A 15,763-nucleotide genomic window follows, 5' to 3' on the forward strand; every position below is an offset into this window, starting at 1 on the left:
CTCAATCCCGAGCAAAAGCAAAAGGACGCACACAATGACGAACGTACAGAATGAAACCTCCACCACCCTTCTCTCTTCGGTTAGCAAGTCGGCTCTCGACTACGCTGGCAAAGACGTCGTTTTGAGCGACGTGCTCAAGAAGGAGATTGGTGATCTCAATACGGATGCGCAATCGCTCGATGCCGCAACCGTCAAGGTTCGGGACATCACATATAACTTCGTTGCGAGGTTGTGTGATGCGGCCCACAAGATGGCCGAGGACGATACATACTCGGTCGGCGTGCAGAAACTCGCTGATGCGCTCCTTACGGTTCGCAAAACGACGGAGAACCCTGTAGGCCAGGTGCTCACTCAGACCAATCCTTATCTCAACCTCGTCCGCATTGCTGATGGCAAGTGGGCGTCCAAAGTGAATAAGGCTGGTCAGAGTGTCATCTATTGGGAGCCGAACCGTAGCAGCGAGAAGTACGCTTCCGTCTGCCGCTTCGCAGTCCGCAACGGATACACCGGCGCGGAGATGCTTAAGCAATTCACGACTGGCGAGGAGTTCAAAATCCAAACGCCGGATGGAGAGAAGTCTGTTCGGGCAACGATCAACGCAGTGATTGCTGAAGATAAAGTTCAGCATCAAGCCGCTGAGCGGAAAATCCTCAGTGATGAGGATTGGCACGAGATCATGGCTTTGCAGCCACTCGCGACCATTCCGCTCACGAAGCGGCTTTCCAAGGCGCTTGCCTTCACTTTGAGTGAAGGTGGACTCGGAATTGCATCGATCCGCATCGAGGGCGGCCAGATCCTATTACTGGGATCGGCTGGTATTGAAAACGGCAACGCAGTGTTGCGCCAGTTCAAGACCCGAAAGGACGAACTCCGCAAGGCCTACCATGAGGCAATGCGAGTTCCGGACGAGGCAGACGTTCTCGGTGAAGAGTTTGAGATCGCTAACGCAAGGGGATGAAGTGATTGAGGGGGTGGCTTTCGGGTCACCCCCTCACGCTTTCGGAGGTTACCATGCATACTATAGGACCAGACAAAACCAGCGTTTACGCACGGAATGTTCGAGCACACTTCCGTGTCGCCCTTGAGGGTTTCAAAGCCGACACCTTCGAGTACCCCCTACTCCACAAGGTTATGACCCCGGAGCAGAAGCAAAAGTGGGATCTTGCAGTCGCGCGCTTGAACAAGCACCGTGACGAACTTCAAAGCGCTTCGCGCCATGCTGTGGAGCACGGTTTGCTCCATCTCCCGGTCATCGTCGAGAAAGGCAAAAAAGTTCAGGCTTTGCGCTTAAAACTCGCCGATGCTTTCCGGCGGCTTCGTTCTTGGAAGCGAGCGGATGATAGCCAATTGCGCGTTCACAAGAAGCGCTTGCGGCCTCTACTTCGCGAAATCAAATCTGAGAAGGCAGCGCTGCGAGAAGCAGTTGTCGCACTCGACGAAAACGACTGGGATTTCATCATCAGGCCCAATGACCGTTGTGCCTGGTTGGTTGAATGGAAACAAGGGGACGATTTTGCCCCTCTACCACGTGAAGTCCTGCACGAAGAGCAACTCAGTTTGCTACAGGAATGGACTGCCGAGTGGGAGGAAAAGATCAAAGCCTACGACAAGATCCATATGAAACCTCAGCAATGAAAGAAGCCCCGGATCACTCCGGGGCTTCTTGCGTTTGTAGCGTTCGCTTACTTCTTCTTCGGCTTCCGACCGGCCTTCAGCCGCTCGCTGCGTTCCATCGCATAAAGTGCGATCGTGTCCTGCAATTGCTTATCCGCCTGGATGGCAGCCTTAGCCGCCGCCAACAGCGCAACCACCCCTTCGAGATCCTTTGCGCGGAACATCTTGCTGCCGGCGATCTCGAACGCGTCGCGTCCGATACGGACGATCCATCCAGCGCCATCCTTCCGGAACCAAAGGCTGCGACCGCTGACCTGCTTTCCAGCGATCAGATCGCCCGCATAGGCGGCCTGCTGATCGAGTTTGGCGAGGAAGACCTCAACGGGGTTCTTCCCGCCTACAGGGCCGGTTGTCGCTGCGGACTTGAGGATTTCGAGTGCATTGGTCATTGGGCTTCTCACAGACCAGCGCTGAATTGCGCCGTATCATCCGATCAATAGCCTTTGGATTTTCAGGGCAACCGAAGATTTCAGAACGTTAAAATTGCCCGCATCTAATCAAGGCGATTTTAGAGCGCCGTGCCGTAGGTAGCACCATCGAAATGGAGTTACATGATGATACCTGAGTTACCCACTGACAACATTTATAAATTTGCCACGGTCGGCGGAATTGCGCTCATCGGAATTGGTGTCTGGCAGTTCAACGAAACGTACAATCGCCATAGCGAGTTGATCGATGATATTTATCAGACCGTATACGCGGTAGAGGACAGTACCGGCGTTTTGCGCAATCTAGGGCAAGCCTACATTCGCATTCAATCCGATGAAGAGCGTCAGGCACTTAGAAACAAAAACATTACAGAGCAGGAAAAAAGCAACTCGCAGATTGCAGAGAATAATCGAGCGATAGAAAAATATGCGGAGGAATCTGGATACCTCACAACTAGATGGATATTTTCAAGTTTCTTGGTTGCATCCGGATTTGTATTTTTCTTGGCGGGCTTCAATGCTTGGAGAAAGCATCAGAAACTTAACGATAGACTTCTCGCTTTACAGGTACAAAAGGCAGAACGCGACTTAGCGGCGCCCGTGTCACCACCCGCTGCGAACTCTGAAACTCAGGCAGAGACAGCGGCTGGCGCAACGGCTGATGAAGCCTCACCTAGTCCGACAACAACAGGCGGAAGTTCTTAATTTCGCGTTTTATTCAGCCTGCTACAGGGGAGTTGCAAAAACCTCATTTGGTAATTCCCCAGTAGCGCTTAAATCGCCGCGAATAGCCCTTCCGCAGGTCTGCGAAAGTCGCGGCCGGATCGATGACGTGCCTGCAATACTCCTCCATCTGCTCAACCGCCGCCTGGACCCTGATATTGATGGCATCGCTTTCTTCAAATCCCTCCCAAATGACGGCTTCGGCTTCATGCATCCGCGTAAGATGCTGCTGCCGCTCATCTTCTGTTCTGAATGGCTTTCCTTGCTGCTTCCAATGAAGTTCGAGCCGCAAAGATGCACGGATTATATCGCTGCGGACCCTCTCAACCTCCGCGAATGCCTGATCTATTTCTCGACCGAAGATCGCCTGAAACTCAAGTTTCACGGCCTCCAATTCAGTGAAGCGTTCCGCTCGGCGGTTTAGTCGCTCGATGGCGATGTATGCTTGCCTTTCGGCGTCTGAAGCGGGCTTTGTGCCCTCTGGCCACTTACTTAAGCCCTCAGCCGAACTTGAACCGGGAAATCTCACCTCGTGGATTGCCTGCTTTACACGATTGAACGCTATCAGCGTACGCACCGCGAGGTCTATACGACGTTGACCTACTGATGTCCGCCGCCAAGCGTTGACCCCGTAGGCGAAAGAAAGCGACGCCACTACCGCCGATACAGTTTGAAGAACAGTTGCCCAGTTCATGCAGGCTCCTTCGCGTGCAACCTTATGAAGCGCGCATTAGGCTGGCGCGACAATCCAACCACTTAGGTTATCCGGTTTCGACAGATACTCGGCAAGCGCGTCGGGCAATTCCCACCACGATATCTTCTCCATGTAATCGAGGATCTTGTTGAACTGGATGTCGCTGAGATGTTTTTTCGGGTCACGTCGAAGGACCTGCTCATAAGCCCCGAAGGCGCCATCAATGGCAGCCTTACCGAGATCCATGCGCCTCAGTGTGTTGCGAGCACGGCGATCACCTTCGCGCCCCGTATATTGATATGCCGAAACACCATACTCTGCGATCCTGCGCAAAAACCAGTCGTGGTGCTCTTGAGCCTCCAGGAGCCATCTCTCAACAGATGCCAACGACACGTCACTGCTCAGTGGCCGCCCCTGGACCAGACACACCACTTGATCATACTTGAACGAGCGGGAGGCTCGATTTTTAGGCTGGGTAACGAAGTTATATCCGCACGCACGGCACTTGTAGCGCTGCACCCCACGCACGATACCGTTCTTCACACATTCGCCCGTCACGCATTCAGGGCAGCGCGTGCAATGGAGATTGAACTTCATATTCATTGGGCTCCATCCCTGCCGTTTCGGCCAGAATTAGACCTCCAGCAACGAACCTCTCTTAGCAGTGCCGCGATCGCGCCAAGAAGCAAGGCGAGTGCCGTCACCACAGTGGTAATCGTAGAAATATCCATTGCCTTCCCTTCAACGAGCATGGTTTAGTAGGCTCAAGATAAGGCTGTTTTCGACCAGTCAGAAGAGATTCGGAATTCGATAATTTTTAGATAGATTTTTTGATTTACAGAAATTCTTGATTGTCAATCACTTTCTGATCTGTGAAGCGTTTTTGGCAGCATACCAAAATTGGAACCGCATGTTAGAGTTTTTAAGCGGCTCCACAGGGGGGTGTATGTGCCCTGCCCCCAGCCAACGCAACAGCCCTCACAGCGATAGCCGTCGAAGCAGCCGCACCACCTGACCACTACCCCACAATCGCCCTCCAGCCGTCCGTACAGCGCGTCCGTTCAATGCACGCGCCAGCGCTGCTGGAGTTGTGATACCTGCGCCCATGAGCGCCTGGATGTCTTTGCGAACACTTTCCGCAAATGTCTGCGCTGCATCCGCACGAGCAGCATTCGTCCCCCACTCGTCACCACGAGCCCGCTTGGCCGCGATTGCCAGTCGAGTACGTTCAGCGATCATCTCGCGCTCCTTCTCGGCAACCGCTGCCATGATGTGGAACTGGAAGTTATCAGCGTTGGGCATATCACAGGCCTTGATCGGCACCATGCGCTTGAGCAGCCCGGATATGAAATGCACATCGCGTGACAAACGGTCGAGTTTCGCGATCACCAACGTTGCGCCAACGGCTTGAGCCGTTTGCAGGGCGAGTTCCAACTGTGGGCGATCATCACGCTTGCCGCTCTCGATCTCAGTGAACTCGGCAATAACCTCGTGACCGCCAGCGAACGATCTGACTGCTGAGCGTTGAGCATCCAGGCCGAGACCGGAACGACCCTGCTGTTGGGTGGAAACTCGATAGTAAGCGACATACTGCATGGCAACCTCTGACAATGAACGTGCGTTCTTTGTCTGCTGCCGCAATCGGCAAAGGGCAAAACAATTGATCGGTTGCCCTTTGATCTGATCGGATTAAAATACGCTTCTTCGGATTTTCCGCTGTGATTGAACGGTGGAGAGGATCATGTGTTGATCTCTTCAGCGCCACAGCCGACATCGAGTTCCTGCTGAAATCTCGTTGATCCCCAACTTATTCGTCGAGCGCAAGCAACTCTTCAGTCTGGCTTCGTCATAGCGAACGTACGGTGCACTCTATATCGGCCCGAGTTGAGAACCTCCTCAAAGGCCTTGGAGAAGTCCGCCATCGGAACCTCAAATCCACTATTAACTACCCTCTGATGAACCAGGTTCTTTAACTTTGCATCGTTATACTCTGAATTCGCAGCCTTAGCCTCGCGCAAAATGGCTTCGATATGACCTTGTATCGTCGCTTTTAGCGCAACGCGTAAGGGTCCTCGATCGGGCATCGCAGCCAATCGTAAATAATCAGCCTCGCTAAACACAAACTGGCCCGCTCCGTCGATTAACCGCATCATTTGAGAAAGACGAGCATCCATCTCAGTCATCTTCTGCAAGACAAAATCCAAACCAGAAACTTCTTCTGTTTCCAGTTTCTTGGGTTTTATCCGCTTTGCGAAATGGCTGAGGAATGGCGAATAATTGGCGTCTGCCGCTTTGGCAGCCAATGTTGCAGTGATGGTCGTCGCTAATTTTTCAACAAATTCTTCGACATCATCATAGCGCAGATCCTGTCGATAATTGATGTGCTCGATGACCTGGGTATCAAAGGAATATCCGGTATCATTATCCTTCACAATGATCGTAGGCTTATCGAATGCCAGCCGCATTCCCAATTCGAACATAACGTTCGCATTCTTTCCGCTTACATCGCAGACAACGATGTCATCATCGTACAGGTTTTGGACGATCCGCCCGTGGATCACTCCGATCTCTTCGCTTTCACTAACCAATCTTGGAACGTATCCGGCGGCCTCAATTCCGCGCTCTAAAATGTTTTTGACCCTTATCCAATGCGCAGCATCATAACCGGGCATTGACGCGATCGGCATAATAATCCCGCAGAAGGATCGCTTTGCTGTCGCTTCTTCTTCAACAATTTCTGATTTTTGCTTGTTCGACATTTTTTTAGACACCATCATCGATTGTTAAATAGGGACCGAATTTCGACAACCTAACTTCAAGGCTTACCATGCTCTTCAAATTGTCAATCGTGCCGTTTAATACGCCGATCGCCGCAGTCTTCTCGGGCGTTGCAGCACCATCATCCCACATGGTAAAGTGGGAATACTGCACTTGAGCGTCCATCGCCTCTTTAGTGGCATCCGCGACATCCTGCACGTAGTCACGAATAACTGGGCCGAAAGCGAACAAACATTCTTGAGCGAGAGGCTCTAAAGCGGCGTAGGCGGCACTTAGCGCTGATTTGTCTACGATGTCTCTACAGTGGCGATCAAACCGCTTGAATATCTCCATTCGGTGCGGAAACAAACTCAACCGATAAGCACGTTCTGCGGAAACCTCTGATTGCCGTTGCTGTGAGGCGATCACATTCGCTTGCTGGTTTGCGTTGTCCAACTGTTGCTGCACTACCCGCTGGCTTTCCGAAAACTGATCTCGCGCTTCCTTCAATTCTTGTCGCTGTGTTGCTACTGCGGCAACGAGCATCACCAGCGCTGGCAAGGCGAAGAAGCCGGCTAGGAAGTCACCGATTTCATTCAGACCGGGGCGGTCGAAAAACGTATGAACGTCAGCCGGGCCGACCATCCATATTAGTGCGGCTACGTAAATGACGATCACAGCGACCGCGATAGCAAACCAATTCCAGGGTCTCTTCGAATAGTTCACGCCACACTCCTCAATCACTTAAGGTTACCTGCATATTTTATCAGTTTTGGATATGTCTCCAGTACGGATCGCTCTTGTCTTTTCACGTAATTCTGAAAACGAGCGTGATACTCTTGCTCAAGCACCTGAACTACGAACCGTGGGATGGGATCAGCCTGGTTGCTGTCCGAGTAAGCAGTTTCCCGTAAACTGCTCAGATGCTCGTGAAAATCGACTTTCGCCGCCCGATACAGTGATTGTATGAAATACGGAATGTTTGGTCGGCTACTAGGATTGCGTCCATAAGGGTCTGAATGAACCTCGTCCAGAAGCCATCCCGCAGTAACCAACCGCTGCACCTCGACATCCAGCCAAGATCCCGCGCCCCACTGGTCGATGTCTTGTCCTCTTAGGTAACCAAGGATCATCGGGTAAAGCAAACCGATTTCTATTGGGAAGGGATGCTTCCAGGAGGTCGTCAGGTCGAACAAAACATCCATAGCCCTCTGAATTTCGCGAAGACCTGCACCAAATCGGTCAGAGGCTTCGCCGAGGAACTTCACGCAATCGTTCGCTGCGCCGATTGAGTGCCATTTCGAAGTATCTACGGCCTGCGCGGCAACCATTGCATCAATGAACTGGCTAGGCGTGGGATTCGGCAGCGTGAATGTCCGCGTGAAGAAGCGATGCAGGTAGTTGTGGCCGTCGAAATCTGCGCCGTAAAAGCCGGTGATGGCACGGCTCAGTTGCTTGGCGTCCGTCGCTACGACAAACACAATGTCCTCGACATCGAACAAGTGCTTGATACGTTCCAGCAGAGCAATCGCATATGGGGGTCGGCAGCGGTCCAGTTCGTCGATAAAGACGAACATCGGGAGGCGCAGGCTACTGACTTTTTCTAGTACCTCCAGCAGTTGGTTCAGACTACTACGGAACTGCTCCTGGCTGCCTTTGACCTCCTGGTAGTCGTTGATCATCCTCGTCGCCAGCGCGTCGAGCAACTCAGCAGAAACGTCCGCGACGCCATCCCTAAATGCCTCGATGCCCGCCTCTGCTGCTGCACCGAGAGCGGTCTTCTCCTTTGCTCCCTGTTCCGTCGCGTATTCCTTCTCGCTGACGAGATTGCTGATCTCTTCAAATCCGTCACCTACGAGTTTTGTCGCCAGTTTTTTAGCGGCTCCTTTCGCCCCCGCCATTATGATTTTACCGGCGTTTTTCTTGACGGCCCTCAAAGACTGTTGGGCCAGAGTTGCCTCTTGCGTCTCACCCTTGGGAATTAATGGAGATACCACCGCGTCGATTTCGGAGATCACCGTTGTATAGGGATCATCGGAGAAGTCGTTCTTCCAAGCGTCGATCATGACGACAGGATGTTGCCCGCGAAGATCTTCGGCCATACCTCGCAGGAAATAGGATTTTCCAAAACCCCACTCCGCATTGACGTTCAGCACGTAAGCGCCCTTGATCCCCGCCTTCTTGCGCTCGGCGTGCCTGCGCTTGAGGAATTCGATCAGAAACTCGGCATCCTTCTGCCGCCCGAGGAGATCACCACCCCAAGGACTTTCGACACCTGTCTTTGTTACTGCCATCTTCTCACCGGCCCCAATCAGTTTATGCCCCCCGGAAGGCCCCAGGAAGACCGCATGGTTTTCTCTGGTGTCCCGACCTTAGAATATGGAAAGATTACCACTTCGTCGTACCGTCGGAAGTCACTGATCGGCCGCTCGTTTTTGGAGTTCCTCAAATACTCGATGACTTGAGCATGCACGAGCCTACAGTTCACGTTGTGCTGAGCGACAAGGGCCACGGCAGGCGTCAGCGACGCAGTCAACTTGACCTTGTATTTCTGCCTCGAGGCTGCGTCATCTATCACTGATGATAGGGACCTTGTTTCCTGGTCGCTTATCCAAATTGACAGATGTTGCATGTGATAGACAACCTCTGCCGAGGCTTTGTCATACAGCGTGATGTACCCGTCGACATCGACATTCGTCTCTATCGCTCGAACTCGCTCATAGTCCAGCCGGACGATGACGTCGTTGTTGTGAATTGAGGCGTACTCTGCCTGATCAATCGGACTTAAACTCAAACGACATAAAGCGTCGTGAGCGCGAGCGAATTCTGAAACGGCTTCATTGCGGCTCTGCCGGTTTGCCGCCTCGGTCACAAACACTGATTGCTGACTGCTGTAATAGGCGGAGACTGCAGCACTTACCGTGGCCGCCAAGTTCAGGAGGACGGCACCGGCAGTCAGCCATGGCTGCAGTCTAGCCAGGACTGAACGTGTTTTTTCTGAGCGACGTCTCGCAACCAATATCCGCCCCCGTGGATCTTTACCGACCCACTATAGCCACGAGCACCACTAGACCAACACAACCACTAGGACTTTTAAGGGTAATTCACTGTTTTGAAGTCAAGCAAGGAGCCTGCGTGGCTAGGCATCTTGACGTTGTGCTGGTTGACCGGCCACAAGTCGATCATCAAGGGAGCCGTCATGAAATTCCATCCTTCTCAGATACTATTAGTTTGCGCGGGCTTGCTCGCATTGGGCGTTTTGCCTCTGCCCTACGGCTACTACCAATTTCTCAGGTTCACCGTCTTCTTGACCGCTGGCTTTGCCGTCTACTTCGAGTGGGATCGCAAGAAGGAAATGACGGGCTGGGCCTATGCGTTCGGCTGCATGGCAATACTTTGGAACCCCTTCATTCCCGTGCATCTGACAAAGATTGCGTGGGTTATGTTTGACCTGGTGGGTGCCGGGATCTTAATCGCCTATTGGAAGCAGGCGACCGATAAGCAGCAACCGCCTAAAGACTGAGGCGATAAAGCATCGCCGCCTGGGGATCTTCGAACACTAGCAGCACGACAGGGTGATAGATCATTCCTACAAAACGGTCGCTGAGGTCGCTCACTTTGAGTGAAGCATCTGCGACCTGAAACTCCGGCACGGTCAGTTTCTCGACGTGGATCTCCGCTTTGTAACCGCATCGCTCGATAAAATCGTAGCGCGCCAAGTTCGCCCGGATCCTGTGCTTGTCGGCTTGGCTTCCCGGTGTATGCCGGGGATCTGCAACAGCGAGCAGATCATCCCCTAAGGCAGTGCCGGTCACGTCCACCAGATGGCCTCGCGATGCGACTTTCTTTAGCCGAACCTCTGCGCTGTCCGTGTAGTGGTGGTACTGCGCTATGATGGTGTCGAAGTCTTTGGGCATCGCAACGGCCCATGGCGGAAAATGAGCGTGGGTATGTGACGCCGCTTGTTCGGATGCCTGCTGCCAGAGGTCTTCGAGTAGATCTTTGAAATCTTGCCATTCGTGTAATCGTCTGCGTTGCTGTCGAATGTCTGCCATATATGAACCGATTGCTTGAGCCATTAAAGGGCTCCTGGACCGGCTGAGAGATAAACGCTCATTTGCGCCTCCAGCGATTGTTAAACTTCGCTGGTATTTACTCGGGCGTATTTCCGTCGTTCTTTTTCGTCGTTTCCGGGTTCATAGCGAAAGCATCACGCGCTTGCTGGAAACTTTCCATATGAGGGATCTTTGGATTGAGCGACCATTGCTGTGCGGCTCTTACCAATCCCTCTGCGATACTCAATCCGATCATGCCGATTGCAAACGCTAACCCGTTATTCGTGGCAATATCCGTCACGTCCAAATCGATCCATCTCGCTACAACTGGTGTAAGGTAGATCGCACATAACGCGCCTACTAAACTTCCGCTGACTAACTCCCAAGATAATTTTTCGCCCTTGATCACCATACGGGTGAATGCGCCGCTTAATCCGGCGATCAGGTGACCTGCATTTATTCCAATCGCTGCGAGATAAGCGCCGATGGCTTCAAACATGATGGCTTACTCCTATACGAGAACCCATCATGAGTTCTTGTCTGCCCATCCGTATTTAATCGAGAAGCAGTTTTTGAACGCCCATATCGGGCCTCGTGACTGGTGACCGGGGTAGTCGCTCTCTGAGTGGCGGGCAGAAAAAATTTCTTTGTGAGAGGGGTTGCAAATCCAGCACCGGCGTCTGTTTATGGAAACATCTGGGAACGAAATGTTTTCCGGGCGTTTCCCAAATCTAGCGGTTTATTGTCAGCGTCACGCATGGGGCGTGTGCGAACTAGTTAATGAAAATTAACTGGTCGCTGCCACAGTTTACTTCATGTCAGACAACAATCGGCATGAAGCCGATCGATGGGACATATGGGGCTTTGCTATGCAATTCGTTTGGTTGAAAGACCTAGGATTTAAGGTGTCGATAGAGCCCCGCATGGTGGGTTGGATATCGGCCCCATTTGTCGCCTATTTTACGCCGGAAGCCCTCTCCGCGCTGAAGACAGTTTTTGAGGTGCTGGCGGGATAGACAAAGGGGCGCATTCCATCACTGGCAGGGCCAATGGTGAGTAGGAGGGAACTGCGATGTTTGGAACTGCTGAGGTTTGGGTCCTATTTCTAATGATGGGAGATGGGCCCATACAAGCGGGCGTTTATTCCACAAAAGAAGCCTGCATGGTTGCAACTGAAAAGGCGGTTATCGTGCAGAACGGGCAACAAGCCAAAGAAGGGCTTCCGGGTATCTGCGTACCTGCGGAAAAGGCACCAGGGGACTGAGCAGGAGTTTTCGATCGAAAGGATCGGTGTTGGAAAATGATCGTTCTTCTCGTATTGCTAATTGCTGCGACCGTGTTTTCCCTAGCAGCCGGCACCACAGACCGGCTCGGCTATCCTGATCACGCAGTCCTCGTCGGCATTTTGGCAGGGGTAACCGCTGTGCTTTTAGCAATCGGCTTGGTCATCAGATTGCGACGACACCCACCTTCATAAGTTATGAAGCGGGAGCATGAGCGAGTTTGAAAAGCATCGCGTCAGCGTGATTGGCGAATTCGATCTCGACGCACCAGGTGTCTTGGTCACGTCTAGTACCAACGACTTTCGCCTTTAGTTGCCCGATGACAGGCTCCAATCGCATCAGAATGTCTCGACCATGCACGGCTATCAGCATGTCGTAGAGCAATGCGAATTGAAGATCATCCTCGTAGTCGCTGATCGAAAGCGCGTCAGCCGCAGACACGCCGCTGGGAAACGGCGTGTTCATGATCTCCAAGGCATCCATGAGAATGTCACTCTGTCTCAGTGGAACGGCTAAGGTCACGGTCATGGCAGACCTCACAACTGATCGCCGTTTTCGTCCACAAAGACGAGACTACCACAGTTGGCCAGTTTGAAACCCTTAGCGCCCAACTCATCGACCAAGCGCGATAACTGCTTGGCCTGGGCCTCGCTGATGTCGTTCTTGTGCTCGATCTTGTCCTGGTGCAGTTCCAGAACGAATTCATACCAAGTTTGAACACCGCGCTTGATCGTGCTTTTCGCGCTCGCACTGCCATGCAACACCGTGGCATCCTTTTGGTGGCCGAGAACCATGGACTTCATTTCTGCCAGCAGAAGACCAATCCAGTTCTTGTCGGCCTTCTTGAAGACCATGAACGCACTCGTCGCGTTCAGTTTGGGCTTTCGCACATAGCGGATCTCAACTCTCGACTTCGACGTCAAATCGCTGATCGGGTCCAGAGTGATTGTTTGTGGATGCTGTTGGTATGCAGCAGCGGCAACATTAAAAATGTCTTCGAATACGGTTTGATAAATGCTCATTTTTAAAACTCCTGAATTTAACGTGCTTTGAAAAAATTGATTGCCTTATCCAACGATGCGATCGCATCGCAGATCTTTTGCTTGAGGCTATCATTTCGTTTTGCTTGTTCAGCCTTTCGCTCAGCCCAAACGCGCCTCATCCCCTCTGAAATCTTCTGCTTGCTCTCCGGCTTGTGGCGCAATTTCCAGAAGCCCATTTGTTGATCGCTGGCCTTATGCTGGTCCCATGCCAACTTAATCGAACTTACTTTCTTCTCTCTATGTTGGGGATCAGACCAAATTTCCCTTGTTGCGTTTGCTCTCATTTCGTTTGCTGATGATTTTCCTTTCATCGTGAATTACCTCCTATTGACTATTGATTTTCGGTTGCTCGTTTTGCGGCCCAATACTCCGCTCTCTTTTCCGCCATCTTGGCTTTGGTTTCAGGGCTCATCGGACGACCCTTTCGCGCTGCACTGATTTTTGCCTTCGTCTCCGCGCTGCGAGTTTGACCAAGATTGCTTGCCTTGATTTTCGCCTTTGTATCCTCGGACGGCTTTCTGCCGGTAAGCGCCCGAGAGATCGCGGCCTTCGACGCTTCGGTGTGAGCGTCGCCCTTAGTGAAATGCTGGTTGCGTCGACTTTTCTCGCGATTGACGAATTCGGCGGTCTGTACGTTCATGACGCCAGAGGCTTTCGCTGCTCGGCTCTTCCAAGTTAGGACGTATCCCGTGGAGCCCATCATGAATTGCTTGAACGTATTGGCCTTGAGTTCCCTTTCCATGCGCTGACGACGCGCCCTGGAAATCAAGGATAGATATTCTTCGAAGGTGAGTTCGAAACGGTGTCCGGCTTGCGTTTGACGCTCTTTGGAGCGCTCGTACATGCGACGCAGAATGATCAGCAATGGCTGGCTGATTGCAGTGCCCTGAATGTCTGATTGGATTTGCGCGAGGACTTCTCGCGGCTTGAAATGAATGGTCATCATAAACTCCTTGTCCACAGCACAAAATTGCCCAACGTGCTGTCTTCAATTCTATTTATGCCGCGACGCTCATCCGCTGATCGGGGGCATAGAAAACCCGGACAAGCAGTTGGGCTACCGGTCCGGGTTGGAGTTTTGATATTGCCTTTCGGCAGACTATTTATGTTCGCGGCTTGCTTCTCGCATGTAGGTTCTGCGCCTGCTAACCATCGCTATAATCGTTTCGGCAAGACGGTAAAAGGTGAACAAGCACTCCAAGAAAATGATGACCGCTGCAAATACGGACACTCCGCTGAGCCATTTCCCCAACATCGCCATGCCTTTTTGAACGAGAACAATGTCAGCGCCAGCCGTACCGATGATTGCAACCAGTGCGCAACTGATAACTTCTGGCGCCACCACATCTGTGGCCAAGACGATAAGCAAACACACGTCAAAGATAGAAAGCACGATGAAGTATCGCGCGCGTATATGGAAATTGTCGGCCAACCGCTTCAAGAGGGCAATGTCGTTGACGTCGGTTTCACTTTTCGGCGTCGGCAAACCGACGTCTGCCATTGAGTGATCCGAGAAAAGTGCGGTGAATGTGAAGCCGGTCAGAATGGTCAAGCCGGTGACCATCATGTTGAAGATAGCCCCATCTGAATGATCTGCGAAGACGCTAATGAAGAATGCCGCTATCACAAACAAAAACACCCTCAGCCAGTGCCGTTCATGCTTTGCAGCACGATCGTCAAGGTAGGTATCGTAGGTATCCCTTATGAGATCGAACATGTCTCAGTTCGCCAGCAGCGGCACAATTTTTTCGCGCATCACTCGTATCATCTCTCCCTTAACCTGCTCCCTATTGGCTAAACCGGTGTGACTAACCTCAACAGCCAAGGGGTACTTAGTCGAGAAACTGTTCTCGCCTATGAAGTAGACGGTTCGTTGCCTGCCATTTTCACGAACGATGGCTGAACACCCGAGGATCTCGTCGTCATCCAACTCAATCAGTCCACTTTCACTCACCAATTGCGCAATCGAACGCTTTCGATCGGCAGTGCTCCCTCTGGCCGATTGGGCCATGTGCGCCACGCTTTCGGTGAAGTCATCTCCGAAATCCGACGCCTTGATTGCAATTACCCCGGTTCTCCCGAACAGACTGCGACGCTCGGGCCTCTCAGCAGCCTTCCGGTATGTCAACTTAACTTCGACGGGAGTACCGTTGCCTAATTCGTCTGAAATGCTCCGAATGGTCCTCGAAGCGACGCTTCCATTCGCTTTCAGCAGGTATTGGAAGCAAGATCGTAGGCCGTCGTAATCGCCGAATTGGCCGTTATATGTGACACCGATCAGAATTTTTCCGTCTCGCATCAGCGTGGCGAGATAGTGAAAGCGTCTCATGTTAAGACTGTCAGCCGGAACAACCCCGAGGCGATTGTTTCGGTATTCCTGACCGTAGTAGGCGCCCTCGAACTCTCCAAAATGAAGATAGCCGTCAACTACTTCGTGGTAGAGAAAAGGGAGGTTATTACCCATCTTGATTTCAAGAACCACGTTTTCATCGGTGTCATCAAGTGGCGCAGTGTTTGAGATGCGCGTTACAATCCGCTGAAACTCCTCCGGACTGAAGGGCCGATCTAGTTTCACAGATGGATCACGCTCATCGCGAACCACCTTGGTCAGGTAATGAAAAGATGCGGCGACTTGATGGTGACGTTGCCACTTAGCCATTTAGGTACCCCGTGAGTATTTCAATCATAGGTGGACCATAAAGGACCTTGAACCGTCAAGAGGATGCATGCCCTCGGACAGGCATGAGGGGGTATTGGGAACCCTGGTCCCATAATAGAATGAAACGCAGTAGCGTGAACGTGTAGTTAGAACACTACAGCCATCTACTACGTAGTAGTAGATAGACGTAATGCCCCAACTACAAATCCACACTTCAACGGCGGCTGACACCTCGCTTCGCGTTCTTCGTTGGCACTCAGATCCGCTCACTCGGCTACTCGCACTGGCTGACGCCACATCGGGTTTGGCAAACTCCGTTTGACGGCTATGGCATAGCCATGGGGTTATTCGTCTCCGACGGTGAGGACTTCTTGATCCTTTGTTCGTGAATGCCGTTGGCGATTGGTTGTCAGGGAACTCGCCGTTGGGCGAAGTCGTACTTCTTCC

The 15,763-nt window shown here is 52.2% G+C and carries 19 protein-coding genes; 4 read left to right on the top strand and 15 right to left on the bottom strand.

Features of this window, described 5'->3' with window-relative positions; genetic code table 11:
• The first annotated feature begins 34 nt into the window (after positions 1-34).
• Together ACT53S_RS11785 and ACT53S_RS11790 are read left to right on the top strand one after the other, a co-directional pair.
• Positions 35-958 (top strand): hypothetical protein, encoded by a 924-nt coding sequence (locus tag ACT53S_RS11785; RefSeq protein ID WP_476067106.1) that lies wholly within the window; start codon positions 35-37, stop codon positions 956-958.
• Between the two features lie 53 nt (positions 959-1,011).
• The gene (locus tag ACT53S_RS11790) at positions 1,012-1,635 is read left to right on the top strand and encodes a hypothetical protein (RefSeq protein WP_476067107.1); all 624 of its coding nucleotides are present in this window, start codon (positions 1,012-1,014) and stop codon (positions 1,633-1,635) included.
• Between the two features lie 47 nt (positions 1,636-1,682).
• On the opposite strand, the gene ACT53S_RS11795 is transcribed toward ACT53S_RS11790, so the two are convergent.
• On the bottom strand, positions 1,683-2,063 hold the full coding sequence (locus tag ACT53S_RS11795; protein ID WP_476067108.1) for a hypothetical protein: 381 nt from the start codon (positions 2,061-2,063) through the stop codon (positions 1,683-1,685).
• A 162-nt stretch (positions 2,064-2,225) separates the two neighbouring features.
• Here ACT53S_RS11795 and ACT53S_RS11800 point away from each other — a divergent pair, with 162 nt between their 5' ends.
• Positions 2,226-2,807, top strand: coding sequence for a hypothetical protein (locus ACT53S_RS11800; RefSeq protein WP_476067109.1), 582 nt, complete (start codon positions 2,226-2,228; stop codon positions 2,805-2,807).
• 43 nt (positions 2,808-2,850) lie between these two features.
• Here the strand turns inward: ACT53S_RS11800 and ACT53S_RS11805 are convergent, their stop codons facing one another.
• The 6 genes from ACT53S_RS11805 to ACT53S_RS11830 all read right to left on the bottom strand — a co-directional run bounded on the left by ACT53S_RS11805 (position 2,851) and on the right by ACT53S_RS11830 (position 8,570).
• On the bottom strand, positions 2,851-3,519 hold the full coding sequence (locus ACT53S_RS11805; RefSeq protein WP_476067110.1) for a hypothetical protein: 669 nt from the start codon (positions 3,517-3,519) through the stop codon (positions 2,851-2,853).
• Positions 3,520-3,555: 36 nt separating this feature from the next.
• The gene (locus ACT53S_RS11810) at positions 3,556-4,122 is read right to left on the bottom strand and encodes a transposase-like zinc-binding domain-containing protein (protein WP_476067111.1); all 567 of its coding nucleotides are present in this window, start codon (positions 4,120-4,122) and stop codon (positions 3,556-3,558) included.
• 375 nt (positions 4,123-4,497) lie between these two features.
• Positions 4,498-5,115 (bottom strand): recombinase family protein, encoded by a 618-nt coding sequence (locus ACT53S_RS11815; RefSeq protein WP_476067112.1) that lies wholly within the window; start codon positions 5,113-5,115, stop codon positions 4,498-4,500.
• Between the two features lie 236 nt (positions 5,116-5,351).
• On the bottom strand, positions 5,352-6,278 hold the full coding sequence (locus ACT53S_RS11820; protein ID WP_476067113.1) for a hypothetical protein: 927 nt from the start codon (positions 6,276-6,278) through the stop codon (positions 5,352-5,354).
• A gap of 4 nt (positions 6,279-6,282) precedes the next feature.
• Positions 6,283-7,002 carry a hypothetical protein gene (locus tag ACT53S_RS11825; RefSeq protein ID WP_476067114.1) on the bottom strand — a complete coding sequence of 240 codons (720 nt, stop codon included), beginning with the start codon at positions 7,000-7,002 and terminating at the stop codon, positions 6,283-6,285.
• 14 nt (positions 7,003-7,016) lie between these two features.
• Positions 7,017-8,570, bottom strand: a complete 1,554-nt coding sequence (locus ACT53S_RS11830) for a KAP family P-loop NTPase fold protein (protein WP_476067115.1) — start codon at positions 8,568-8,570, stop codon at positions 7,017-7,019.
• Between the two features lie 905 nt (positions 8,571-9,475).
• Here ACT53S_RS11830 and ACT53S_RS11835 point away from each other — a divergent pair.
• Complete coding sequence (locus ACT53S_RS11835) at positions 9,476-9,799, top strand: DUF6804 family protein (protein WP_476067116.1); 324 nt, start codon at positions 9,476-9,478, stop codon at positions 9,797-9,799.
• On the opposite strand, the gene ACT53S_RS11840 is transcribed toward ACT53S_RS11835, so the two are convergent.
• From ACT53S_RS11840 to ACT53S_RS11875, 8 genes are all read right to left on the bottom strand, one after another.
• Positions 9,789-10,355 carry a hypothetical protein gene (locus ACT53S_RS11840; RefSeq protein WP_476067117.1) on the bottom strand — a complete coding sequence of 189 codons (567 nt, stop codon included), beginning with the start codon at positions 10,353-10,355 and terminating at the stop codon, positions 9,789-9,791. The two genes, ACT53S_RS11835 and ACT53S_RS11840, sit on opposite strands and share 11 nt — an antisense overlap.
• Before the next feature lie 73 nt (positions 10,356-10,428).
• Positions 10,429-10,830 carry a hypothetical protein gene (locus ACT53S_RS11845; RefSeq protein ID WP_476067118.1) on the bottom strand — a complete coding sequence of 134 codons (402 nt, stop codon included), beginning with the start codon at positions 10,828-10,830 and terminating at the stop codon, positions 10,429-10,431.
• Between the two features lie 979 nt (positions 10,831-11,809).
• Entirely contained in the window at positions 11,810-12,142 is a 333-nt protein-coding gene (locus ACT53S_RS11850) for a hypothetical protein (RefSeq protein ID WP_476067119.1), read from the bottom strand.
• Between the two features lie 8 nt (positions 12,143-12,150).
• Positions 12,151-12,636 carry a hypothetical protein gene (locus ACT53S_RS11855; protein WP_476067120.1) on the bottom strand — a complete coding sequence of 162 codons (486 nt, stop codon included), beginning with the start codon at positions 12,634-12,636 and terminating at the stop codon, positions 12,151-12,153.
• Between the two features lie 17 nt (positions 12,637-12,653).
• Entirely contained in the window at positions 12,654-12,968 is a 315-nt protein-coding gene (locus tag ACT53S_RS11860) for a hypothetical protein (RefSeq protein ID WP_476067121.1), read from the bottom strand.
• 20 nt (positions 12,969-12,988) lie between these two features.
• Positions 12,989-13,600, bottom strand: a complete 612-nt coding sequence (locus ACT53S_RS11865; RefSeq protein WP_476067122.1) for an NUMOD3 domain-containing DNA-binding protein — start codon at positions 13,598-13,600, stop codon at positions 12,989-12,991.
• A gap of 156 nt (positions 13,601-13,756) precedes the next feature.
• Positions 13,757-14,374: a hypothetical protein gene (locus ACT53S_RS11870; protein WP_476067123.1), complete on the bottom strand. Its 618-nt coding sequence runs from the start codon at positions 14,372-14,374 to the stop codon at positions 13,757-13,759.
• A 3-nt stretch (positions 14,375-14,377) separates the two neighbouring features.
• Positions 14,378-15,316: a hypothetical protein gene (locus ACT53S_RS11875; protein WP_476067124.1), complete on the bottom strand. Its 939-nt coding sequence runs from the start codon at positions 15,314-15,316 to the stop codon at positions 14,378-14,380.
• Positions 15,317-15,763: the final 447 nt, after the last annotated feature.

The sequence above is a fragment of the Allorhizobium sp. DMC15 genome (assembly GCF_056314065.1).